Source organism: Serratia sp. CY38905, assembly GCF_052168875.1.
Classification (GTDB): Bacteria; Pseudomonadota; Gammaproteobacteria; order Enterobacterales; family Enterobacteriaceae; genus Serratia; species Serratia sarumanii.
The window spans coordinates 147185-169746 of sequence record NZ_JBJNLV010000006.1; the positions used below are offsets into that span (position 1 = coordinate 147185).

Annotated in this window: 20 protein-coding genes; 12 read left to right on the forward strand and 8 right to left on the reverse strand. The window is 59.4% G+C overall.

Features of this window, described 5'->3' with window-relative positions:
- Both ACJ8MK_RS15160 and ACJ8MK_RS15165 read left to right on the forward strand, forming a co-directional pair.
- Positions 1-1311 (forward strand): MFS transporter, encoded by a 1311-nt coding sequence (locus tag ACJ8MK_RS15160; protein ID WP_442517861.1) that lies wholly within the window; start codon positions 1-3, stop codon positions 1309-1311.
- An 11-nt stretch (positions 1312-1322) separates the two neighbouring features.
- Positions 1323-3689 carry a glycoside hydrolase family 31 protein gene (locus ACJ8MK_RS15165; RefSeq protein ID WP_442517862.1) on the forward strand — a complete coding sequence of 789 codons (2367 nt, stop codon included), beginning with the start codon at positions 1323-1325 and terminating at the stop codon, positions 3687-3689.
- 3 nt (positions 3690-3692) lie between these two features.
- Here ACJ8MK_RS15165 and xseA read toward each other — a convergent pair whose 3' ends face one another.
- On the reverse strand, positions 3693-5069 hold the full coding sequence (gene xseA, locus ACJ8MK_RS15170) for an exodeoxyribonuclease VII large subunit (RefSeq protein ID WP_031299944.1): 1377 nt from the start codon (positions 5067-5069) through the stop codon (positions 3693-3695).
- Between the two features lie 170 nt (positions 5070-5239).
- Here xseA and guaB point away from each other — a divergent pair, with 170 nt between their 5' ends.
- Both guaB and guaA read left to right on the forward strand, forming a co-directional pair.
- Complete coding sequence (gene guaB, locus ACJ8MK_RS15175; protein WP_033635581.1) at positions 5240-6703, forward strand: IMP dehydrogenase; 1464 nt, start codon at positions 5240-5242, stop codon at positions 6701-6703.
- A 102-nt stretch (positions 6704-6805) separates the two neighbouring features.
- Positions 6806-8383, forward strand: coding sequence for a glutamine-hydrolyzing GMP synthase (gene guaA / locus ACJ8MK_RS15180; protein ID WP_016929743.1), 1578 nt, complete (start codon positions 6806-6808; stop codon positions 8381-8383).
- A gap of 271 nt (positions 8384-8654) precedes the next feature.
- Here the strand turns inward: guaA and ACJ8MK_RS15185 are convergent, their stop codons facing one another.
- Entirely contained in the window at positions 8655-9017 is a 363-nt protein-coding gene (locus tag ACJ8MK_RS15185; protein ID WP_442517863.1) for a winged helix-turn-helix transcriptional regulator, read from the reverse strand.
- 122 nt (positions 9018-9139) lie between these two features.
- On the opposite strand from ACJ8MK_RS15185, the gene ACJ8MK_RS15190 reads away from it, so the two are divergent.
- Positions 9140-9973, forward strand: coding sequence for an enoyl-CoA hydratase/isomerase family protein (locus ACJ8MK_RS15190; RefSeq protein ID WP_442517864.1), 834 nt, complete (start codon positions 9140-9142; stop codon positions 9971-9973).
- A gap of 14 nt (positions 9974-9987) precedes the next feature.
- Here the strand turns inward: ACJ8MK_RS15190 and ACJ8MK_RS15195 are convergent, their stop codons facing one another.
- Entirely contained in the window at positions 9988-11769 is a 1782-nt protein-coding gene (locus ACJ8MK_RS15195; RefSeq protein WP_060423167.1) for a hybrid sensor histidine kinase/response regulator, read from the reverse strand.
- Positions 11766-12398, reverse strand: coding sequence for a LuxR C-terminal-related transcriptional regulator (locus ACJ8MK_RS15200; protein ID WP_442517865.1), 633 nt, complete (start codon positions 12396-12398; stop codon positions 11766-11768). Before ACJ8MK_RS15200 ends, ACJ8MK_RS15195 begins: the two co-directional genes overlap by 4 nt.
- Before the next feature lie 175 nt (positions 12399-12573).
- On the opposite strand from ACJ8MK_RS15200, the gene ACJ8MK_RS15205 reads away from it, so the two are divergent.
- From ACJ8MK_RS15205 to ACJ8MK_RS15220, 4 genes are all read left to right on the forward strand, one after another.
- Complete coding sequence (locus ACJ8MK_RS15205) at positions 12574-12888, forward strand: hypothetical protein (protein WP_041036313.1); 315 nt, start codon at positions 12574-12576, stop codon at positions 12886-12888.
- Positions 12889-13083: 195 nt separating this feature from the next.
- Positions 13084-16146 (forward strand): autotransporter outer membrane beta-barrel domain-containing protein, encoded by a 3063-nt coding sequence (locus ACJ8MK_RS15210; protein WP_103825856.1) that lies wholly within the window; start codon positions 13084-13086, stop codon positions 16144-16146.
- A 181-nt stretch (positions 16147-16327) separates the two neighbouring features.
- Positions 16328-17131, forward strand: coding sequence for a DUF3289 family protein (locus ACJ8MK_RS15215; protein ID WP_101427229.1), 804 nt, complete (start codon positions 16328-16330; stop codon positions 17129-17131).
- Positions 17124-17576 carry a DUF943 family protein gene (locus ACJ8MK_RS15220; protein ID WP_442517866.1) on the forward strand — a complete coding sequence of 151 codons (453 nt, stop codon included), beginning with the start codon at positions 17124-17126 and terminating at the stop codon, positions 17574-17576. Before ACJ8MK_RS15215 ends, ACJ8MK_RS15220 begins: the two co-directional genes overlap by 8 nt.
- 116 nt (positions 17577-17692) lie before the next feature.
- Here ACJ8MK_RS15220 and rluF read toward each other — a convergent pair whose 3' ends face one another.
- The gene (gene rluF / locus ACJ8MK_RS15225) at positions 17693-18562 is read right to left on the reverse strand and encodes a 23S rRNA pseudouridine(2604) synthase RluF (protein WP_039568501.1); all 870 of its coding nucleotides are present in this window, start codon (positions 18560-18562) and stop codon (positions 17693-17695) included.
- Between the two features lie 183 nt (positions 18563-18745).
- Here rluF and ACJ8MK_RS15230 point away from each other — a divergent pair, with 183 nt between their 5' ends.
- Entirely contained in the window at positions 18746-19300 is a 555-nt protein-coding gene (locus ACJ8MK_RS15230; protein WP_442517867.1) for a DUF2778 domain-containing protein, read from the forward strand.
- Positions 19272-19532, forward strand: a complete 261-nt coding sequence (locus ACJ8MK_RS15235; RefSeq protein ID WP_033655345.1) for a DUF1158 family protein — start codon at positions 19272-19274, stop codon at positions 19530-19532. Before ACJ8MK_RS15230 ends, ACJ8MK_RS15235 begins: the two co-directional genes overlap by 29 nt.
- Positions 19533-19538: 6 nt before the next feature.
- Here the strand turns inward: ACJ8MK_RS15235 and ACJ8MK_RS15240 are convergent, their stop codons facing one another.
- Positions 19539-19988, reverse strand: coding sequence for a winged helix-turn-helix transcriptional regulator (locus tag ACJ8MK_RS15240; RefSeq protein WP_033648951.1), 450 nt, complete (start codon positions 19986-19988; stop codon positions 19539-19541).
- Positions 19989-20083: 95 nt separating this feature from the next.
- On the opposite strand from ACJ8MK_RS15240, the gene ACJ8MK_RS15245 reads away from it, so the two are divergent.
- Positions 20084-21313, forward strand: coding sequence for an MFS transporter (locus ACJ8MK_RS15245; RefSeq protein WP_442517868.1), 1230 nt, complete (start codon positions 20084-20086; stop codon positions 21311-21313).
- Here the strand turns inward: ACJ8MK_RS15245 and ACJ8MK_RS15250 are convergent.
- Both ACJ8MK_RS15250 and ACJ8MK_RS15255 read right to left on the reverse strand, forming a co-directional pair.
- Positions 21290-21970, reverse strand: a complete 681-nt coding sequence (locus ACJ8MK_RS15250; protein ID WP_442517869.1) for a methyltransferase — start codon at positions 21968-21970, stop codon at positions 21290-21292. The two genes, ACJ8MK_RS15245 and ACJ8MK_RS15250, sit on opposite strands and share 24 nt — an antisense overlap.
- A 101-nt stretch (positions 21971-22071) precedes the next feature.
- Positions 22072-22497, reverse strand: coding sequence for a GNAT family N-acetyltransferase (locus tag ACJ8MK_RS15255; RefSeq protein ID WP_442517870.1), 426 nt, complete (start codon positions 22495-22497; stop codon positions 22072-22074).
- Between the last annotated feature and the right edge of the window lie 65 nt (positions 22498-22562).

Genomic DNA, 22562 nt, shown 5'->3' on the forward strand with positions numbered 1-22562 from the left:
ATGAGTGTGGAGATCAATCAGGCGGTCGCGCAGAGCGGCCGGCGCAAGTTCAAATCGCTGCGCTGGTGGATGCTGGCGCTGTTCTTGCTGGGCGTGACGGTCAACTACATCACCCGCAACTCGCTGGGCATTCTGGCGCCGGAGCTGAAAACCAGCCTGAACATGAGCACCGAGCAATATGCCTGGGTGGTGGCGTCGTTCCAGCTGGCCTACACGGTGTTTCAGCCGATCTGCGGCTGGCTGATCGACGTTATCGGCCTGAAGATGGGCTTTCTGATCTGTGCCGGCATCTGGGCGGTGGTGTGCATGCTGCACGCCGGCGCCGGCAGCTGGCTGCAACTGGCCATTCTGCGTTTCTTCATGGGGGGCGCGGAGGCGGCGGCCACCCCGGCCAACGCCAAGGCGATCTCCGACTGGTTTCCGAAGAAGGAGCGGCCGATCGCTGCCGGCTGGGCGGGCGTCGGTTTCTCCATCGGCGCCATGCTGGCGCCCCCGATCATCGTCATCGCTCACGTCTCCTTCGGCTGGCAGGGCGCCTTCCTGTTCTCCGGCGGGCTGGCGCTGATCTGGGTGGTGCTGTGGTGGCTGTTCTACCACTCGCCGCAGCAGCACCCGAACCTCAGCCAGCAAGAGCTGGATCTGATCCGCGAAGATAACGAACCGGTGCTGCCGAAGCTGCCGTTCCTCACCTCGCTGGCCAGCCTGTGCAAGAACAAGAAGTTTTACGGCATCGCCATCCCGGCCTTCCTCGCCGAGCCGGCCTGGGCGGTATTCAGCTTCTGGGTGCCGCTGTACCTGGCCACCGAACGCGGCATGGATCTGAAACAGATCGCGATGTTCGCCTGGCTGCCGTTCCTGGCGGCGGATATCGGCAGCGTCGCCAGCGGCTATCTCACCACCCTGTACCGCAAATGGTTCGGCTGCAGCCGCGTCAACTCGGTGGTCGCCAGCTCGGTGACCGGCGCTTTCCTGATGGTGTCGCTGGCGTTCGTCGCGATCACCCAAAATCCCTATGTGGCGATCGCGCTGATCTCGATCGGCGGCTTCGGCCACCAGGTGATCTCCTGCATGCTCAGCGCGCTGGTGGTGGAGTCGTTCGATAAAAACCAGATGGCGACGGTCAACGGCATGCGCGGCTCCAGCGCCTGGATCGCCAGCTTCCTGTTCACGCTGCTGATCGGCGCGGTGTCCGACACCATCGGCTTCAACCCGCTGTTTATCGCCATGGGCTTCTTCGATCTGATCGGCGCTGTGTTCCTGATTGCCCTGATCGCCGAGCGCGGCGGTAAGAAAACCCCTTCACACAGCTAAGTGGGATATTTATGAAAACCTTGAAAAATTGGACGCTGGCGGCGCAGCATGCCGACCATGTCGAGCTGCTGGTCGATGAACGTCACCGTTTCTGTCTGTACGTGTTGGAAGACGGTTTGTTCCGCGTGTTGATCAAGCGCAACGGTGAGCTGGCGCTGGATCGCACCTGGAGCATCGCGCCGCAGGAGGATGTGCCTTGGGAAGGGCGCGAACGGCTCAGCGTCGCCGGCTTCAGCCTGCCGGGCTATCAGCTGCGCCAGGAGAGCGGTCGGCTGGTGGTCAGCACGCCGCTGCTGCGCGTGACGGTGCATCAGCCGCTGTGGTTGGAATGGGAGCATTGCAATGCCGCCGGCGAGTGGCGGCCGCTGGCGGCGGATCGGCCAACCAGCGCCTACCTGCTCAATGCGCACGGCGACGGCGTGGCGCACTACCAACGCCGCTTCGCCGATGAGCGCTATTACGGCCTGGGGGAGAAAACCGGCGATCTGGAGCGCACCGGCCGCCGCTTCGAGATGCGCAACCTGGACGCCATGGGCTACAACGCCGCCAGCACCGATCCGCTGTACAAGCACATTCCGTTCACCATCACCCGCGGGCCGGAGGCGAGCTTCGGTCTGTTCTACGACAACCTGAGCAGCTGCTGGTTGGATCTGGGCAACGAGATCGACAACTACCACGCGGCCTATCGCCGCTATCAGGCCGAAGCGGGCGATCTGGATTACTACCTGTTCCTCGGGCCGAAGGTATTGGACGTCACCAAGGCGTTCGTGCGCCTGACCGGCCGCACCCACTTCGGGCCGAAGTGGAGCTTGGGCTACAGCGGCTCGACCATGCACTACACCGACGCGCCGGACGCCCAGCAGCAGTTGCAGCAGTTCATCGCGCTGTGCCGCCAGCACGCCATTCCCTGCGACTCTTTCCAGCTGTCGTCGGGCTACACCTCGATCAACAACAAGCGCTACGTGTTCAACTGGAACTACGACAAGGTGCCGCAGCCCAAGCTGCTCAGCCAGGCGTTTCACGACGCTGGCCTCAGGCTGGCGGCCAACATCAAGCCGTGCCTGCTGCAGGATCACCCGCAGTATCAGGCGGTGGCGGCGCAGGGGCTGTTTATCCGCGATTCGCAAAGCGACGCGCCGGAGCGCTCCAGCTTCTGGGACGACGAGGGATCGCACCTCGACTTCACCAATCCGGCGACGGTGCGCTGGTGGCAGCAGGGTGTCACGCAGCAACTGCTGGAGATGGGCATCGATTCCACCTGGAATGACAACAACGAGTACGAAGTGTGGGATGGCGAAGCGCGCTGCCACGGCTTTGGACGGCCGATCGCCATCAAGCATATCCGACCGGTGATGCCATTGCTGATGATGCGCGCCTCGATGGAGGCCCAGCAGCGCTTCGCGCCGCAGCGGCGGCCGTACTTGATCTCGCGCTCCGGCTGCGCCGGCATGCAGCGCTATGTGCAGACCTGGAGCGGCGACAACCGCACCAGTTGGCAGACGCTGCGCTACAACATCCGCATGGGGCTGGGCATGAGCCTGTCCGGGCTGTATAACCTCGGCCACGACGTCGGCGGCTTCTCCGGCGACAAACCGGACGCGGAGCTGCTGGTGCGCTGGGTGCAAAACGGCGTGATGCACCCGCGTTTCACCATCCACTCCTGGAACGACGATGCTACGGTCAACGAGCCCTGGATGTACCCGGCCGCCACCCCGGCGGTGCGTGAGGCGATCAACCTGCGTTACCGGCTGCTGCCGTATTTCTACACTCTGCTGTGGCAGGCCTGCGCCGACGACGAGCCGATGCTGCGCCCGACTTTCCTCGATCACGAACAGGATGCGCGCACCTTCGGCGAGAACGACGATTTTCTGATCGGCCGCGATCTGCTGGTGGCCAGCGTGGTGGAGCCGGGGCAGCGCCGGCGTTCGGTATATCTGCCGGACAACGGCGAAGGCTGGTACTGCTTCTACAGCGGCCAATGGTTCGGCGGCGGCCAGACGGTGACGCTGGAGGCGCCGCTGGAGCGTTTGCCGCTGCTGGTGCGCGCCGGGGCGGCGCTGCCGCTGTCGCAGTGGCTGGCGCATGTGGATGTGGCCGCCGACGATCGGCGCGAGCTGCGGCTGTTTCCGCTCAAGGGCTGCGGCGCAAGCAGCGGGCTGCTGTTTGAGGACGACGGTGAAAGCGAAGGCTGGCGACAGGGCGATGCGCTGTGGCTGCGTTGGGAAATGCGCTGCGACCATCAGCGCATCATGCTGGATATCACGACGGAAGGGCGTTTCCGCCTGGCCTGGCGCACGTTGGCGCTCAGCCTGCCGGAAGGCGAAATGCGCGCGCTGTGGGTGAACGGCGAACCGGGCGAGCGTTTTACGCTGGAGTAGGGGTTACTCGGCCGCGCGTTTCTTGCGCGGCTTCTTGGCGACGGTGATGGTTTTCACCTCGCTTTCCACCCAGCCGTCCTGCAGGCGGGTTTTCAGCAGTTCGCCGACCTGCGCCTGCTTGGTGGTTTTCAGCAGCTCGCCGCGCGGGGTTTGCGTCACGCTGTAGCCGCGCGCCAGCGTCGCCAGCGGGCTGACGGTTTCCAGTTGGCTGCAGGCCACGCCGAAGCGCTGGCGGTAGGCGTTAAGCTGCCGCTCCATCGCCTGCTGCAGGCGGTATTCCTGCTGCTGTACGCGCTGTTGGTAGCGGTGAATGCGGCCCTGCGGCTGCACCTGCGCCAGCCGCTGCTGGGCGCGTTCGCTGCGGCGGGCGGCCAGGCGCAGCTGTTGCTGCATGCCGTCTTCCATCCGGCGCTGCAGCTTGAACAGCAGCGTCTGCTGGCGCGCCAGGCGCAGATGCGGATGCTGCTGCTGTAAACGGTGGTGAATGCGGGTGAACTGCTGCTGGCGCTGCGCCAGATAGTAATCCATCGCCATCTCCAGCCGCTGCTGCTGCGACTGCAGCTGGCGTAATAGCTCAAGCTGATTGCGGCTGACCAGTTCGGCGGCGGCGGAAGGGGTCGGCGCGCGCAGATCGGCGACGAAGTCGGCGATGGTGACGTCGGTTTCATGGCCGACGGCGCTGACGATCGGAATGCGGCTGGCGAAGATCGCCCGCGCCACGCGTTCGTCGTTGAAGCTCCACAAATCCTCCAGTGAACCGCCGCCGCGGCCGACGATCAATACGTCGCATTCGTCGCGGCGGTTGGCGGCCTCGATGGCGCGCACGATCTGCATCGGCGCTTCCGCGCCCTGCACCGAGGTGGGGTAGATGACGATCGGCAACGACGGATCGCGCCGCTGCAATACCTGCAGAATATCGTGCAGCGCCGCGCCGCTGGCGGAGGTGATCACCCCGACGCGTTTGGCCGGGGCGGGCAGCGGCTGCTTGAACTGCTGATCGAACAGCCCTTCGGCGCTCAGGCGCTGTTTCAGCTGCTCGAACTGTTGCTGCAGCAGGCCGTCGCCGGCGGGCTGCATGCTCTCGGCGATCAGCTGGTAGTCGCCGCGCGGTTCATACAGCGTGATGCTGGCGCGCACCAGGACCTGCTGGCCGTTTTGCGGCCGGAAGGTGACGCGGCGGTTGCTGTTGCGGAACATCGCGCAGCGCACCTGGGCGCGATCGTCTTTCAGCGTGAAATACCAGTGGCCGGAGGCGGGCTGGGAAAGGTTGGAGATCTCGGCGGAGAGCCAAATCTGTCCCATTTCCATTTCCAGCAGTTGGCGAACCGTCTGATTGAGGCGGCTTACGGTAAAAATGGAAGGCGAAACAGGTAGCGACATGTGACCCAGATCAAATTTCAAAACAATCACTTAATTGGTTGATACTACATGGCTGAAAAAGGTAATCAAGACTTTTTGTAAGAAAGTGCTGGAGGCAACCGATTCCGCTCTGTATAATGCCGCGGCAATATTTTATCTTTTTCACAGCCCACCCTGGTGAGATATTGCCCATGCTACGTATCGCTAAAGAAGCTCTGACGTTTGACGACGTCCTCCTGGTTCCAGCCCACTCCACGGTTCTGCCTAACACCGCAGAGCTCGGCACCCAACTGACCAAAACCATCCGCCTGAACATCCCTATGCTGTCCGCAGCCATGGATACCGTTACCGAATCCGGCCTGGCCATCGCGCTGGCGCAGGAAGGCGGCCTGGGCTTCATCCACAAAAACATGTCCATCGAGCGCCAGGCTGAAGAAGTCAGCCGCGTGAAGAAGCATGAAAGCGGCGTAGTTACCGACCCGCAGACCGTTACCCCATCCACCACGCTGCAGGAAGTGAAAGAGCTGACCGCGCGCAACGGCTTCGCCGGTTACCCGGTCGTCACCGAAGACAACGAGCTGGTCGGCATCATCACCGGCCGCGACGTGCGTTTCGTGACCGATCTGACCCAGCCGGTCACCGCGGTCATGACGCCGAAAGATCGCCTGGTCACCGTGAAAGAAGGTGAAGCGCGCGACGTGGTGCTGCAGAAGATGCACGAAAAGCGCGTAGAAAAAGCGCTGGTGGTGGACGACAGCTTCCACCTGCTGGGCATGATCACCGTTAAAGACTTCCAGAAAGCGGAACGCAAACCGAACGCCTGTAAAGACGAGCACGGCCGTTTGCGCGTGGGCGCGGCGGTCGGCGCCGGCGCCGGCAACGAAGAGCGCGTTGACGCGCTGGTGGCGGCAGGCGTTGACGTTCTGCTGATCGACTCCTCGCACGGCCACTCCGAAGGCGTGTTGCAGCGCATCCGCGAAACCCGCGCCAAATACCCGGATCTGCAGATCGTCGGCGGCAACGTCGCGACCGCAGCGGGCGCCAAAGCGCTGGCTGAAGCCGGCGTGAGCGCGGTGAAAGTCGGTATCGGCCCTGGCTCCATCTGTACTACCCGCATCGTGACCGGCGTGGGCGTACCGCAGATCACCGCCATCGCCGACGCGGTGGAAGCGCTGGAAGGCACCGGCATCCCGGTTATCGCCGACGGCGGCATCCGCTTCTCCGGCGACATCGCCAAAGCGATCGCCGCGGGCGCATCCTGCGTGATGGTCGGCTCCATGCTGGCGGGCACCGAAGAATCCCCGGGCGAAATCGAGCTGTATCAGGGCCGTTCGTTCAAATCTTACCGCGGCATGGGCTCGCTGGGCGCGATGTCCAAAGGCTCTTCCGACCGTTACTTCCAGACCGATAACGCCGCCGACAAACTGGTGCCGGAAGGTATCGAAGGCCGCGTGGCCTATAAAGGCATGCTGAAAGCCATCGTGCACCAGCAGATGGGCGGCCTGCGCTCCTGCATGGGCCTGACCGGCTGCGCCACCATCGACGATCTGCGCACCAAGGCGGAGTTCGTGCGCATCAGCGGCGCCGGCATTCAGGAAAGCCACGTGCACGACGTGACCATCACCAAAGAGTCGCCGAACTACCGCATGGGCTAATGCCTTAACCTCTCCTGAGTGAGAGGCCGGGGTGGGGCGTTAAGCCCCATCCCGAAACACACATTTTCGCTCTTTTTCTCTTGTTGCTGGAATTCGCCTCACATGACACAAAATATCCATAAGCATCGCATCCTGATACTGGACTTCGGTTCGCAATACACCCAACTGGTCGCCCGCCGCGTGCGCGAAATCGGCGTTTACTGCGAACTGTGGGCCTGGGACGTTAGCGAAGAGCAGATCCGCGAATTCAACCCAAGCGGCATCATCCTCTCCGGTGGCCCGGAAAGCACCACCGAAGCCGGCAGCCCGCGCGCCCCGGACTACGTGTTCAACGCCGGCGTGCCGGTGCTGGGCGTGTGCTACGGCATGCAGACCATGGCGATGCAGCTGGGTGGCCATGTGCAGGGTTCCAACGAACGCGAGTTTGGCTACGCGCAGGTGGAAATCGTCAAAGAGAGCGCGCTGCTACGCGACATCGAAGACGCCATCAGCCCGGCCGGCAAACCGCTGCTGGACGTGTGGATGAGCCACGGCGACAAAGTGACCGCGATCCCGTCCGACTTCGTGACCGTCGCCAGCACCGACACCTGCCCGTTCGCCATTATGGCCAACGAAGAAAAACGCTTCTACGGCGTGCAGTTCCACCCGGAAGTGACCCACACCCGTCAGGGCCAGCGCATGCTGGAGCGCTTCGTACTGGACATCTGCCAGTGTGAAGCCCTGTGGACCCCGGCCACCATCATCGAAGATGCGGTCGAGCGCATCCGCGAGCAGGTGGGTGAAGACCACGTGATCCTCGGCCTGTCCGGCGGCGTTGACTCCTCCGTGACCGCGATGCTACTGCACCGCGCCATCGGCAAACGCCTGACCTGCGTATTCGTCGATAACGGCCTGCTGCGCCTGAACGAAGCCAAGCAGGTAATGGAAATGTTCGGCGACCACTTCGGTCTGAACATCGTGCACGTCGAAGCGGAAAACCGCTTCCTGACCGCGCTGGCGGGCGTGGACGAGCCGGAAGCCAAGCGTAAAATCATCGGCCGCGTGTTCGTTGAAGTGTTCGACGAAGAAGCCTGCAAGCAAGAGCAGGTGAAATGGCTGGCGCAGGGCACCATCTACCCGGACGTAATCGAATCCGCCGCTTCCGCCACCGGCAAAGCGCACGTGATCAAGTCGCACCACAACGTGGGCGGCCTGCCGAAAGAGATGAAGCTGGGCCTGGTCGAGCCGCTGAAAGAGCTGTTCAAAGACGAAGTGCGCAAGATCGGCTTGGAGCTGGGCCTGCCGTACGACATGCTGTTCCGTCACCCGTTCCCGGGCCCGGGTCTGGGCGTGCGCGTGCTGGGCGAAGTGAAGAAAGAGTACTGCGATCTGCTGCGCCGCGCTGACGCTATCTTCATCGAAGAGCTGCACAAAGCCGACCTGTACAACAAAGTCAGCCAGGCGTTCACCGTGTTCCTGCCGGTGCGTTCGGTCGGCGTGATGGGCGACGGCCGCAAATACGACTGGGTGGTCTCCCTGCGTGCGGTAGAAACCATCGACTTCATGACCGCGCACTGGGCGCACCTGCCGTATGACTTCCTCGGCCGCGTCTCCAACCGCATCATCAACGAAGTGGACGGCATCTCCCGCGTGGTGTACGACATTAGCGGCAAGCCGCCGGCGACGATCGAGTGGGAGTGATTTGACACTTCCCTCAGCCTGTTTGTAACTAGGCCGAAGTGACTGAAACCCTCTGTTTTTACAGAGGGTTTTCTTTATATGGCCATATCTTTTCTGCCTGGTTCCAGCCATGAGTAAAGCCGAACATTGTTTGTGGCCTAAATCTGGCCTATGTTCGGACCTTGGCATGATTGATAGCGCCTGGGGGCATGAAGAAAGTAGAGACCATCGGCTACGTTAAAAAGAGCGCGGCCACGCTCGATCTCTCTGAACCTATCTATAGAGGATCGCATCACTCGTCCTGCTCATCATACTTGCGTTGGCACTCCTGAATCGCCTCAATATTCCCTAACGTCCAATCGAACAGTATCGAGAACGGCCCCTGCAGGGATTTGCCGAGCGGCGTCAGCGAATACTCGACGCCAAGCACCCGCCCGTCCAACACTTTACGATACACCATGCCGTTGCGTTCCAGTTTGCGCAGGGTCTGGGTCAGCACGCGTTGCGTGACGCCATTCAGACGGCGCTTGATGGCGTTGAAGCGCTGCGGCTCGCGCAGCACTTCCAGCACCATCATGGACCATTTATCTGCAATCTGATCGAGCACGATGCGGCTCGGGCAGTCGGCGCGGTAAACAACATCGGTCTTATCCATCGGTATCCTCCCGCATCCCTGGGATGCTTAAGGTGCGTAATTGACGCCAGGTATGCAAAGTATACCATTCGAAACACGGCGCGAATAACCCGCACTTGTACCCCAGGTAAAAGGACATTGAGATGACAGATACAGATTTCAGCAAACTCAGGCTGTCTCATGCGCACGGCGTGATGACGATCGCTATCGATAACCCACCGGTAAACGTACTTGATGTGGCGCTGATGTCGGAAATCAGCTGTTTATTGCTCGCGGTGCGTGACGATCCGGATACGCGGGTGTTGGTGTTCCAGAGCGCGAACCCAGCGTTCTTTATTGCTCACGTCGACATGACCTTGATCGATGAGCCGCACGCTTTTGACGAACTGGCGAGCAACGCGCCGGAGGGGCTTAATCCGTTCCAGGCGTTTGGCGAACTGCTGCGCAGCCAGCCGCAGGTCACTCTCGTTAAGCTGGCCGGGCTGGCGCGCGGCGGCGGCGCCGAGTTTGTGGCGGCGGCCGATATGGCTTTCGCTGCACGGGAAACGGCGGGACTGGCCCAGTGCGAGGCCTTGATGGGCATTACGCCCGGCGGCGGCGCGACGCAGTATCTGACGAGCCGAATGACGCGCGGCCGCGCTCTGGAAGTGATCCTGGGCGCCGAGCTTTTCGATGCCGCTACTGCAGAGCGTTATGGCTGGATTAACCGTGCCTTGCCAGCCGCCGAGCTCGATGATTTCGTCGATCGGTTAGCGCGCAATATCGCGGCATTGCCAGAGGGCGTGATTGCAGCGGCCAAACAGGCGATGCCTGTACCGGATCTGCAGGCCGGTTTTTATCGCGAGCACGACGCCTGGGCGGGATTGTTCGCACGCCCGGCCGCGGAACAGTTGATTCGCGGCGGGCTGAAGGCCGGTGCGCAAACCCCGGAGGGGGAGCGCAACCTTGAAGGCCTGCTGCGGCATCTTGTCCGCTAAGGCACCGCCTCGCGCTAGCCCGCCCCCCACTGCGTCAGCAGCGCATGCAGCCTGGCCGGCTCCAGCGGCTTGCGCAGCACCAGATAGCCTTCCTGCTCGGCCTCTTGCAATATCTGCGAGTTGAACTCGCCGCTGACCATGGCGCCGCTCACGTCCGGCAGGCGTTCGAACAGCGCTTTCAGGATGTCGAAACCGCTCTCGCCGGAACGCAGGCGCTGGTCGCACAGCACGGCGAACGGCGTAAAACCGTCGTCGACGATGGCGAAGGCTTCCTCGGCGGAGGCCGCGCAGCGCACGGTGATGCCCCAGGTGCTCATCAGGCTCTCCCAGGCTGAAGTCACCAAGGGATCGTCGTCCACCACCAGGCAGGCGCCGCGCAGCGGCGCATAGCGGATGGGCGTGGCGGTGTTGTCGTAGGCGGCCGCGGTTTCCGGCGCTTTGTCTTCGCCGATGTATTGCGTGAAGCGCATCCAGAAGCGTGAGCCTTTGCCTTCGACGGAGTGCATGCCGTACTTCACCTTCATTAGCTTGGCGCAGCGCGCCACTACCGCCAGCCCCAGCCCGTGGCCGGCGCTGTCGATTTTCCACGCCAGTTCGGGGCGGTAGTAAGGGGAGAAGATTTTGCTTTTCTCTTCGTCGGCGATGCCCACGCCGGTGTCCCATACTTCCACCAGGCACTCGGCGCCGCGCGGGCGGATGGCGATCAGCACGCCGCCCCGTTGCGTGTAGCGCAGGGCGTTTTGGATCAGGTTGATCAACGATTGCCGCACCAGCAGCGGATCGCCCATCACGCTGATGCGCCGTTTAGGCCGCCAGGTGCGCAGCGCCAGGGCGCGGCTGTTGGCCTCTTCGCGGAACAGGGTGATCACCGAGTCGAGCAGGGCGCCGATATCCACATGGGTGGCGGCGGTGCGCACGTTGCCGGACTCGATCTTGCTGAGATCGAGCAATGAATTGAACATCAAATGCACCGAACGCACGCTCTGCTGCAGATCCAGCAGCTGTGGCGTCAGGCTGTCGTCGCGGTTCTTGTGGATGATGGCTTCGATCAGAAAGCCCATGGCGTGCACCGGCTGGCGCAGATCGTGGCTGGCGGTGGTCAGGAACTGGTTCTTGTCCAGCAGCGCCTGTTCCGCCTCCTCTTTAGCTTGCCGGAACTGTTCCGCCAGGCGCGAGCTTTGTTCTTCGAGCAACGCCTGCTGGATAAAGAACGCATGCGAGGTTAACGCGTGGCGGTAAATGGCGAAGCCGTACAGCAAGTTCAGCATCAGCACGATGAACATCACGTCTTCCAGCCGCCAGATGATGCCGAGGTTCAGCAGCCCCCAGGAAGCGAAGAAAAAGCGGGTAAAGGTGCTGATAACCGGCGTCAGATGCGTTGCGTTGGCGGCGACGATCGCGGCGATGCTGATATTGAGCAGCAGAAAAAAGTCAAAGTTATGGGTCTGCGGGGTAATTAAATAGAGTGAGGAGATCCCCACCCCGTGAATAAACGCCACCTTATTAATGCGCGGCAGCCAGCGGCGCAGCACGGCGTCTTCATCATTTTCTTTGGCCTCGCGTTGGTAGCGCCGATGCCATATTCTGATCGCCACGGCGCATAGCAGGTAAACCATGATCCAGGCAATGGTTGGGCCGAGTTCATCCCCCAGCAAATAAATCCAGATGGCGAACGGGATGCCGACGAAAGGCACGGCGGTGAAGCTGAACACCAACCGCATGAAGGTGTTGTCCAGCAGGCGGATCTGCGCGCGTGAGGAGATGCCATCATTTTGTAAATTCTGGAAAAACTTCATGGCGACGGATCCCGTTTGCCGTGCAACAGCGTGATGGCTTCCACCCGGCTGTTGACGCCGATCTTTTTCAAGATATTACTGATATGCTCTTTCACGGTGGGTTCGGAAATAGACAGCTGCGTCGCGATCCTTTTATTCGGCAGGCCGCGCAGCATCATAGTTAATACGTCGATTTGTCTCGGCGTTAAATTGAATTTATTTAAATGTTCATGATGGTTTTTAATGGCGGGTTCATTTCCTTCCGGGAACCACTCCTGATTATTATTCAACGCAAAAACCGCTCTGGCGAATAATTCCGGGGGTTCGTTTTTTAATACGAACCCATGCCCGCCGGCATTGTTCACTTTCTGCCAGATATCGTTATTTTCGTCGCCGCTGACCACCAAAATACGCACCTGAGAATAACGTTGTTTTACTTCTTTGAGTAATTTCAACGCCGTACCGGAAGAGAGCCAAAAATCGATCACCAGTAAACGCGGTGGGCCATTTTCCCTAATATGACGGTAGCAATTTTCTTCATTGGTCACCACATGTGCCTGTTTGAATCGGCAATGCGTGCTGAGAAAGTTAGCGATACCGCTTGCTACCAATGGATGGTCATCAACGACCAACGCATAATCCTGCCCCAAAGGATTCTCCTTTCGCCTTCACAGTTCAGATAGGTCTGATGAATTATTATCAACCCTCCCTACTTTAGGAGGGTTTTTTCGTTTAGGAAAGGGAAATATATTATTCGAGGATTTGGATAAGAGAAAACATAAAGCCAATCGATAATTTTAACTGATTGGTTATAAAGGATAATTTATGAAAAAACCACTTATCGCTTTAACCGTTACGATGATGATAGCCGGTTGTTCCACCCTGAAAACCGATCAGGCCATTCCATTACTGCAGGCGGAAACCGCCAAAATGCTGGGCCTGGGCTCATCGGACGAAATTACCGTGACCAATGTCAATGGCGCACCACCGGATGCGCTGGGCGGGCAAAAACTTTCTTATCGCGCCACCACGGAAAAAGGCCGCATTTTCGATTGCTCGTCGCTGATGATGCCGGGAATTTTAGGTTCGTCGCCGTCGCTGAGCGCGCCGACCTGTACGCCGGTGGTCACGCATAAATAATTCGCTTTGGGGGCGGTATTGCCGCTTCCTGGTTTTCCATCGTCGGAGCGTCAGCGCCGGGGGGCAATAAGCTTTTGCTTCGACGATCACTAAACCGGCGTGCGCGAAATAAAGCCTTACACCTCCTCTAGTGCATTGAGTTTCCCTATAACAATAAATTTCGCGCCATCACGCCAACGAGTACGGAGATAGCCCGTGAATGACAAGACATCGCATCCTTTAGCGGTTAAAACACCGCTTTCCAAACTTTACCTCGCTCTATTTTCTGCGCCGCTGTTGATGCTGGCGCCCGCCGATATCGCTCGCGCAGACGATGCCATTTTTGATGGCGACGCAAAAATTACCGAATCATTGGCCTACACCGGGGACGTTTACGTCGGCCGTAATCAAAGCGGCAACTTGCTGATCGATAATGGCAAGATCAGCGCCTATAACATCAATATCGGCCGGATGTTCAACGGCCAAATTCATGAAAGCCTGGTCACGGTCCGCGGGCCGAACGCCGAGCTGAACGCGGTGAACGATCAGTTCGTGCTGCGCGGCGGCCTGAATCTGGGGCGGGGCACCCTGCGGGTTGAAGACGGCGCGCTGGCCAGCGCGAAAGAGATCGTGGTCGGCACCACGCGTGGCTACGACAGCCACCTGATCGCCACCGGCGCCGGTTCTCGAGTCACCAGCAATTTTCTCAGCGTCGGCACCGATTTAGGAGCACGATCCACGCTGGCGATTGAAGACGGCGCGGTGCTGAACACCGCCTTTGACGCGCGCATCGGCAATGGTAGCGGGCCGGGCGAGACTGATACGCTGAGCCCGAAAGCCACGGTCACCGGGGCCAATTCCCAATGGAACGTCGGCCGCGCGCTCACGCTTTACGGCGATCTGGACGTGCTGAACGGCGGTGCGGTCAGCGTTGGCAGCATCGAAGTGGCGGGCGTCTCCGGCGCGCGTAAAACTGCCGAGCTGACGATCGCCGGCAACGGCTCACGGTTTACCAGCGGCAGCAGCGTCAACGTCGGCGATTACGGCAACGGCGTGCTGGCGGTCATGGACGGCGGGACATTCTCCGCCGGCGGCAACGAAGTGGTGCTGGGCAAGACCGGCTCCGGCTCGAACCGCGGCGCGCTGATTATCGGCAGCCGCGGCAACATGGACACCGGCACCGGGTTGACCGAGCCGACGCTCGGCGCGGCGGGCGCCGCAGGCACCATCGATGCCCAGACGGCGATCGCCCTGCGGGGCGGATTGTTCCGCAGCTATGTGTACTTTAACCATACCGACGGCAATTACGTTTTCAGCAACAAGATGAGCGGCGAAGGCGAGGTGATCAACAGCGCCGGGCACACGACGCTGAACGGCGATCTCTCTGAGCTGCAGGCGAACGTCACCGCGCGCGGCGGCAAGCTCATCATCGCCAGCGACATCAATACCCAGAAAGAAGACGACATCTTCGAGATCCAAACCCTCAGCGCAGAGAACGGCGGCACGCTGATCCTCAACGCGACGGCGGGTTCCGACGTCAATAACGGGCAGGGCTACAGCAGCGCCGCGTCGATCAAGGCCGGCGGCACATTGGGCGGCAACGGCACGCTGGGCCAGACCGAGATCCAGTCCGGCGGCCATATCTCGCCCGGCGACGGCAATATCGGCACGCTGACGCTGAAACGCTACCTGAACTTTATCGGCGAATCCTTCTATGACGTCGATATCGCCGGCGACGGCCGCAGCGACCAGCTGCTGGTGGCGGGCAAAACCACCATCAGCGATCGGGCCAAGGTGCAGGTTACGGCGCTGGATCCGCAAACCAGCTATAAAACCGGCCAAAGCTATCGCATTCTGACCTCGGACGGCGGCATTGACGGCCAGTTCGCGGCGGCGGTCTCCAAGTCTGCCTTCCTCGATGTAGCGCTGAATCACAGCGCCAACGCCGTGGATCTGACCATCGCGCAGAAAGACACGGGCGGTGAAAATCCAGGGGGCGAAAACCCGGGTGGAGAAAACCCAGGCGGTGAAAATCCAGGGGGCGAAAACCCGGGTGGAGAAAACCCAGGCGGTGAGAATCCAGGGGGCGAGAACCCGGGCGGGGAAAACCCAGGCGGTGAAAATCCGGGGGGCGAGAACCCAGGCAGCGGCAAGCCGGGCATTTTCCAAACGGTGGCCGAAAGCGGCAACCAGTGGAATACCGCCGGTGCGCTCTCGACGCTGACGCAGAGCGGCCCGTCATTGGCGCTGTACAACTCGCTGCTGCTGCTGAGTGCGCCGGAAGCGCGCGAGGCGTTCAATCAGCTGTCCGGCGAAGTCTATCCGTCGATGCAGTCTAACCTGATCGCCGGCAGCACCCAGCTGTTCAACGTGCTGAACCAGCGCATGCTGCGCCTGTTCGACAACGACAGCCTGCCGATACCGCCGTTGGCGATGTCGCTGGTGCAACCGGCGCAGGCGCAAAACAGCGGCGTCTGGGGGCAGACCTTCAGTTCCTGGGGCAAAAACAGCGGCAACGGCAACGTGGGCAAGCTGGATGGCAACACCACCGGCTTCTTGTTGGGCGCGGATCGCAAGCTGGCGGACCATAACGTGCGCATCGGCGGCTACTTCGGTTACAGCCGCGGCGACTACGACGTCGACAGCCGCCGTTCCAAGGCCGATACCGACAACTACCACCTCGGCCTGTATGCGGCGGGGCAGCAGGATGCGTTCTCGCTGCGCGGCGCGCTGGGTTACACCTGGCACAAGATTGAAGGCAAGCGCAACGTCGATTTCAGCGGTTTCTCGGATCGGCTGAAGTCGGACTACGACGCGAACTCGCTGCTAGCGTTCACCGAAGCGGGCTACCGTTTCGGCCAGCCGGAGATGAACGTCGAACCGTTCATCAACCTGAGCTACATCCGTCTGCATACCGACAGCTTCCAGGAGTCGGGTGGCGCGGCGGCGCTGAGCGTGCGCAATGAAACGATGAACACCTTCTACTCCACGCTCGGGGTGCGCGGCGTGACCGAACTGCCGAAGAACGTCAGCCTCTACGGCTCGCTCGGCTGGCAGCACGCCTACGGCGATAAGAACACCTCATCGCGCATGGCGTTTGCCGGCAGCGACGCGTTCGTCACTCAGGGCCAGGCCGTGGATGACAACGTGATGGTGGGCGATATCGGCGTGAGCGTGAAACTGTCGCGCGCCGCGACGCTGGATGTCGGCTATCAGGGGCAATTCGGCGCCGATACCCGCGTTAATTCGGTCAACGCCAACCTGCGCTGGTCGTTCTGATTCTTCCTCTAGACTTCTCTGGTACTGACTGGCCCGCTTGATGCGGGCCTTTTTTATGGTGAACATTAAGTTTCCCGTGAGCCTGCGTAAGGGGGCGCTAAGACATTTCCCGATATGAGCAGGGCGGGATTGCCTGTATGATTAATGTTCTTCTTAGCATGGGCAAGGGACTGATTTTCCAATGCGTGACTTGACAAGGCCGTTAACGATTTTCACCAGCAAGAAGCCTTTTAACGACCGTTTTGCTGATGATATGCGATATGGCGATATGGATGAACGTACACTTAAGCAACGATATCGTTTGGGGCAAGTATCAACGTTTATCGATTGGAGTACTTATAAATCGCCCTATGACCATCCGGCAACGCGAAATATTCCGGCAGCTGGAAAAGAAAAGGCGGTTGCAATGCTTTTTGATGAGCTGAGAGCTGCATCGAGATACTTTTCTTTTACTGGCGTTTATCAAGGGTTGATAGTTAAACTTTTCAATCATATGCAGTACAATAACGGAACTGACTTTCAAGATGTTCAAATGGACTTGGCCTATAAAAGGCTGATACTGAGCGATAAATCAGAAAATAGTACGCTAATTCGAATTAAAAGTGTTCTCGATACCTTTGATTTTAACTCATATCAGTTGAATAAAGATGCATTTACTCTTCAGTTATCACAGAGCCGTTTGCCAAAGTATGTTCGCTGGGAAGACTGCATAAATGGAATGGGAGTCAGTGTACATGAGGTCAATAGTACAGAGATCAGTATTGATTCTTTGTTTTTTCAAGATAATAAATATACTGCTGTGATTAGCTATAAAGCTCAGGATCATTTTGGGTTAGATAAAGAAGATATTAGTAAATTAAAGTTTAATTCTATTGGGTTTTTCAGGATTTGGTTTGTACTTCAAAGGTATAAAGAGTTTGCGTTTAGACCCTTTTTCACCAACTTTGGCGCGAAAATAATAGTGACAGGTGAAAACTATGCTTAACAAAAAAAAGGTTGCGTTCTTTTCTTTGGTCGCCGTAGCGGCTCTTTGGTTGGTTTGGGTGCTTGTCAGGCCGGCTAATGTTGTGCAGGTTGATGGTGCTGCTGTTTATGTTCAATACCTTCCGCTGACCACGGAAGGTAAAATATCTTGGTGGAATGATAATAAAGATAAACTTCAGGATAAGTATCATATTATCAAGGACGAGAATCATTTTACCGTTGCCGTAATGAATTTTGACGGCTATGTTGCCGCTCCGACTGGCAGCAATGATGGAAGTATTGATGACTATCATTGTCTTAGCGAGGGTGATACCAAGAATAAATGTATCTATAAGGATATAGCGATGATTATTAATGGTGATGTTAATAAAAGAGTTTTTATCAGTCTGGATGGGAAGACTTTCGCTCAAGAGCCTGACGGTAAGACCACGCTGTTAAAAAAATAGTGACTCTTACCCTCTGAGTTTTTCCTCGCTTTCAATCAGACTCGTCTAAGTGGTGCTCAGGCTTTCGCCCTCGCCAAGCCCACGCAAGTGCGGGCTGAGCGAGGGTAAAAGGGCGTTTAACGCCCTTTTTTCTTGCGCCCTGGCTGGGTAAAGCGCTTGCGGCCGGCCGGCGCAGCGGCTTTGTCGGCGCTTTTGGGGCCGCCGGCACTCGGTTTTTTCGCCGCGGCGGATTTGGCCGGGGCCTTCTTCGCCGGTTTGGCCTCGGATGAAGAGCCTTCAATCAGTTTGAACAGCTCGATCAGCTCGTCATCGCTCAGATCGCGCCATTCGCCCAGCGGCAAGCCTTTGAGGCTGACGTTCATGATGCGCGTGCGTTCCAGCTTGGTGACCTCGTAGCCGAAGTGTTCGCACATGCGGCGGATCTGGCGGTTCAGCCCCTGCACCAGCGTGATGCGGAACACGAACGGCGCCTCTTTCTTTACCTTGCACTTTTTGGTCACCGTGCCCAGCATCGGCACGCCGGCGCCCATGCCGCGAATAAACTCGTCGGTCACCGGCTTGTTGACCGTCACCAGATACTCTTTCTCGTGATTGTTGCCGGCGCGCAGGATCTTGTTGACCAGGTCACCGTGGTTGGTCAGAAAGATCAGCCCCTGCGAATCCTTGTCCAAACGGCCGATCGGGAAAATGCGTTTGCTGTGGTTGACGAAGTCGGCGATGTTGTCGCGCTCGCCGTCTTCGGTGGTGGTGACGATGCCGACCGGCTTGTTCAGCGCGATCAGCACCAGATCTTCTTCATTGCGCGGTTCGATCAACTGACCGTTAACCTTCACCACATCGCCGGCAAATACCTGAGCGCCAACGGTGGCGCGTTTACCGTTGATGAAAACGTTGCCCTGTTCGATGTATCGATCGGCGTCGCGGCGTGAGCAGATACCGCTCTCGCTAATGTATTTGTTCAGACGAATGGATGAGTTAGTCAGCATGGGATCTCCGTAAAACGCGGACTATACATTACCTGCAGGGGATTGCGGAAGCTGTTAGAGAATAGATGTAATAGCTCAAGGTGATGCATGCGCCATCAATGCTGATTGGGCCTTACTCATTGCTGATTCTATCATCACGAGTTAACAATATTCACAAAATCAATAAGATAGATAAAATCTTATTTGCTGGATATTATCGGTGCTCAGCCAAAGGATGGGGGAAATAAAATGCTTCGCTGCTTTTTAGTTCATAATGGAAACAAAATAAACACTCTGTTGTGTCAAGGGGTTGGGATGTTCTCTGTGTTTTCTGGCAATAAACAGTATACAAATCAACCAGGATGCACAGATGTTCCCAATAACAGGGCTATACCAGCCGGTACTTACTGGATTGTGGATCGGCCATCCGGTGGTTTAAAGTCGCAGACTATTACTTTCATAAAAGATATTGTGACCAATGTAGATCACAATAGTTGGTTTGCTTTATACAGAGATGATGGAACAGTTAACGATAGAACATGGATTAACGGCATTATGCGTGGGCAATTCAGGTTGCATCCAATCGGTCCACTTGGATTATCCGAAGGATGTGTAACCTTTTATTCCCAAAACGAATTCAATCGTCTGCGAGCTGCATTGCTGAAATCGAAAACAGCCAGAGTTCCGGGAACGACATTACAGGCATATGGGACTATCGAGGTGAAAGGCTATGAAAAAACTTGCCCTGTTGCTCGCTAACGCATTGGCTGTTGTTGGGCTGGCTGTGCTGACAATAAAGCTTTTTCCTGTACCCAGGCTAAACCAGAATCAAACCGCTTGGCTGATTGACGCCAGTGGGTTTTTCCATTTTAACGATACGGAATGGTTTGGTGCGCTCGTTTTTGGCGCGGTTTATCTGTTGGCCGGGTGTCTGGAATGGCTCTTTATCCGCCAGGTTTTTCAGCGGGTGAGCTGCGGGCACCGCCACTAACTCTCATCACCGTTCCTCCACCTTCACCACCCGGGTATTCAGCGGGGTGAGCGTCTGCCCGGCGCTGCCGATCGGCGTCAGGCGCGGGACGGGGCGGCCGCTGTCGCTTTCCACCAGCGTTGAGTGCGCTTCTCCCTCGGCGAACAGATGATCTTCGCCCCACTGGCGCAGGCCGACGATCACCGGAAACAGCGCGCGGCCTTTCTCGGTCAGCACATATTCCTGATAGGCGCTGCCGTCTGCGGCGGGCACGATTTCCAGCACGCCGTGCGTCACCAGCGCGCGCAGGCGGGTGGCAAGGATGTTCTTCGCCATCCCCAGCCCTTTTTGAAATTCGCTGAAGCGGGTGACGCCGTCGAAGGCGTCGCGCACGATCAGCAGCGACCACCAGTCGCCAATCACATCCAGCGTGCGCGCCACCGGGCACGGCGCGTCTTCCAGGCTTTTACGTTTCACGACGGTTATCTCCAGCTGCACATTCTGGTTGCATTATAAAACCTCTGCGCCTAAAGTTCATTGGGTTTAATAATGAAACCAGATTGAGGTATGCGATGAGCGACAAACTGCTGGATCCCCCCTGTGCGGCGCTGGGGCGCCTGCCGGCCCCTCTGGTGCTGCTGCTGGCCGCCGCCAGCGCCTTTAGCGTGGCCAACGTTTACTATGCGCAGCCGCTGCTGGACGCCATCGCCCATGATTTTTCCATCAGCCTGGCGGCGGTCGGCATGGTGATCAGCGTGACCCAACTGGGCTGCGCGCTGGCGCTGCTGTTGGTGGTGCCGCTCGGGGATCGGCTGAACCGGCATTGGTTGCTGGCGGGGCAACAGCTGGGGCTGATCGGCGCGCTGCTGCTGGTGGGCTGGGCGCACAGCGCGCCCTGGCTGCTGGCGGGGATGTTGCTGGTAGGCTTATTGGGTACCGCCATGACGCAGGGGCTGATCGCTTTCGCCGCAGCACTGGCGGCGCCGCAGGAGCGCGGGCGGGTGGTTGGTGCGGCGCAGGGCGGAGTGGTGTTGGGGTTGCTGCTGGCGCGCACCCTGTCCGGCGTGCTGGCGGATGTCGGCGGCTGGCGCACGGTGTACTTCTTCTCTGCCGGGGTGACGCTGGTATTGCTGCCGATCCTGTCGCGCCTGCTACCTGCGCCGCGCACCGCTCCCAGTACGCTGAGCTATCCCGCGCTGCTGCGTTCAATGCTGACCCTGCTGCTACATGACCGCACGCTGCAAATTCGCGGCATGTTGGCGCTGCTGATGTTCGGCGCTTTCAGCCTCTTTTGGAGTTCGCTGGTGTTGCCGCTGAGCCAGGCGCCGTTCAACTTCACCCATGCCGCGGTGGGGGCGTTCGGCCTGGTCGGCGCGGTGGGCGCGCTGGCGGCGGTGCGCGCCGGGCATCTGGCGGATCGCGGGCTGGGGCAGGTGGCCAGCGGCGTGTGTCTGCTGCTGCTGACGCTGGCCTGGCTGCCGCTCGGTTTACTCGGCAGCGGCCTGGTTTGGCTGGTGGCGGGCATCGTGCTGCTGGATCTGGCGGGCCAGGCGATCCACGTGCTGAACCAGAGCATGATCTTCAGCGCGCACCCGCAGTCGCACAGCCGGCTGGTGGGCTGCTACATGCTGTTTTACGCCGTCGGTAGCGGGTTGGGCGCCTTTGCCGGCACCCATATGTATGCCTGGGCGGGCTGGAGCGGCGTCTGCTGGCTGGGGGCGGGCGTCAGCCTGAGCGCGCTGCTGTTTTGGCGGCTGACGCTGCGCGGCATGCCGGGCTCAACGGCGGCGGTGGAGCAGTGAAAGCTGGAAGCCCAGCGCACCGCACAATTGCTGAGGCATGGTGAAGCCGCTTTCCGCCAAAAGAAGACGGCTGCGCGCCGCCGCCATCGGGTGCCAGTTGCGGCGGGTGCGTTCGATCACCTCCTGCGCCTGCGCCGCCGAGTGCCCGGCGCTTTGCAGCCAGTGTTGGTAGTGGCTGGTGGGCAGGCCATCCGGTTGATAGTCGAACAGCAGCAGCGGTGCAGCGGGGGAAAGGCGCTGCGCCAGCTGCTGCAGGAAGTCCAGTTTGGCGCCATCGTCGGCGATAAAGTGCAGCACCAATGAGCACACCGCCGCGTCGTGGCGGGTTTGCGGCGCTTGTTGCAGCAAGGTGGGCTGGAAGCTCACCCGTTGTGCGTAACCCGCGGCTTCGGCCTTGGCGCGCGCGGCCGCCAGCATGCCGGCGGAGGGTTCCACGGCGCTGAAACGCCAGCTGGCGTTGGCGGCGGCCAGCGCCGACAGTTCGCTGCCGGTGCCGCAGCCGGCCAGCAACAGCGTGGCGTCATTCGGCAGCGTCTGCGCGAGCGTCGCCGTCAGCAGCGCCTGAGCAAACTGATAGCCGGGCACCAGGGTCAGAATACGGCGATCGTAGTCCGCCGCCGCGGCATCGGGGAAGCGTGTATCCGTTTGATGTTGCATAACCTTCCTTGCAAAGTTCATTGAGAGAGACAAGGAAGGGTATGCTTAAGTGATAATGAAATCCATTATCATTAATGAGTTCTGTGACGGGAAAGGCGGCGTTAGCGGGCCGGCGAATGCAGCAGGTAATAATCTTCTTCGCCGTCGTTGCCGGTAGAGATGATGCGCCAGCCGTGTTTGCGGTAGAACGCCAGCGCCTTTTCATTCTTCACCAGGCATTTCAGCGAGCCGGTGGCGGTGAAGGTAGCTTCCGCCGCCTGCAGCAGCGCACTGCCGACGCCGCGCGGCGGCTGATGGGGATCGACATACAGGTTATGAATGAAGTTGTCTTCGCGGTAGATGGAGACGAATCCCAGCAGCACGCCGCCGTCTTCCGCCACCCAAATCGCTTCGCCCAGCGTCGCGCCGTCGAAATCTTCCAACTGATAGTTTGAGGTATCGCGCCAGCCGAACGCCGCCTTGCGCGACGCCAGGTACAGCGTGCGCAGGAAGGGGCGATCGGTTTCTTGGTAGGGTCTTATCTGCATGGCATCTCCCGGTGGTTTGTGCTCACTATAGCGCATTGCGTGGCGTATGCCCGCCGGGCAATTTA

What these genes read in the sequence shown, in the direction of transcription:
- ACJ8MK_RS15215 (WP_101427229.1), top strand. Translation starts at nt 16,328, where the DNA reads ATGCGTGACTTGACAAGGCCGTTAACGATTTTCACCAGCAAGAAGCCT.
- guaA (WP_016929743.1), top strand. Translation starts at nt 6,806, where the DNA reads ATGACACAAAATATCCATAAGCATCGCATCCTGATACTGGACTTCGGT.
- ACJ8MK_RS15190 (WP_442517864.1), top strand. Translation starts at nt 9,140, where the DNA reads ATGACAGATACAGATTTCAGCAAACTCAGGCTGTCTCATGCGCACGGC.
- ACJ8MK_RS15195 (WP_060423167.1), bottom strand. Translation starts at nt 11,769, where the DNA reads ATGAAGTTTTTCCAGAATTTACAAAATGATGGCATCTCCTCACGCGCG.
- ACJ8MK_RS15255 (WP_442517870.1), bottom strand. Translation starts at nt 22,497, where the DNA reads ATGCAGATAAGACCCTACCAAGAAACCGATCGCCCCTTCCTGCGCACG.
- rluF (WP_039568501.1), bottom strand. Translation starts at nt 18,562, where the DNA reads ATGCTGACTAACTCATCCATTCGTCTGAACAAATACATTAGCGAGAGC.
- ACJ8MK_RS15185 (WP_442517863.1), bottom strand. Translation starts at nt 9,017, where the DNA reads ATGGATAAGACCGATGTTGTTTACCGCGCCGACTGCCCGAGCCGCATC.
- ACJ8MK_RS15235 (WP_033655345.1), top strand. Translation starts at nt 19,272, where the DNA reads ATGAAAAAACTTGCCCTGTTGCTCGCTAACGCATTGGCTGTTGTTGGG.
- ACJ8MK_RS15245 (WP_442517868.1), top strand. Translation starts at nt 20,084, where the DNA reads ATGAGCGACAAACTGCTGGATCCCCCCTGTGCGGCGCTGGGGCGCCTG.
- guaB (WP_033635581.1), top strand. Translation starts at nt 5,240, where the DNA reads ATGCTACGTATCGCTAAAGAAGCTCTGACGTTTGACGACGTCCTCCTG.
- ACJ8MK_RS15205 (WP_041036313.1), top strand. Translation starts at nt 12,574, where the DNA reads ATGAAAAAACCACTTATCGCTTTAACCGTTACGATGATGATAGCCGGT.
- ACJ8MK_RS15220 (WP_442517866.1), top strand. Translation starts at nt 17,124, where the DNA reads ATGCTTAACAAAAAAAAGGTTGCGTTCTTTTCTTTGGTCGCCGTAGCG.
- ACJ8MK_RS15165 (WP_442517862.1), top strand. Translation starts at nt 1,323, where the DNA reads ATGAAAACCTTGAAAAATTGGACGCTGGCGGCGCAGCATGCCGACCAT.
- xseA (WP_031299944.1), bottom strand. Translation starts at nt 5,069, where the DNA reads ATGTCGCTACCTGTTTCGCCTTCCATTTTTACCGTAAGCCGCCTCAAT.
- ACJ8MK_RS15160 (WP_442517861.1), top strand. Translation starts at nt 1, where the DNA reads ATGAGTGTGGAGATCAATCAGGCGGTCGCGCAGAGCGGCCGGCGCAAG.
- ACJ8MK_RS15250 (WP_442517869.1), bottom strand. Translation starts at nt 21,970, where the DNA reads ATGCAACATCAAACGGATACACGCTTCCCCGATGCCGCGGCGGCGGAC.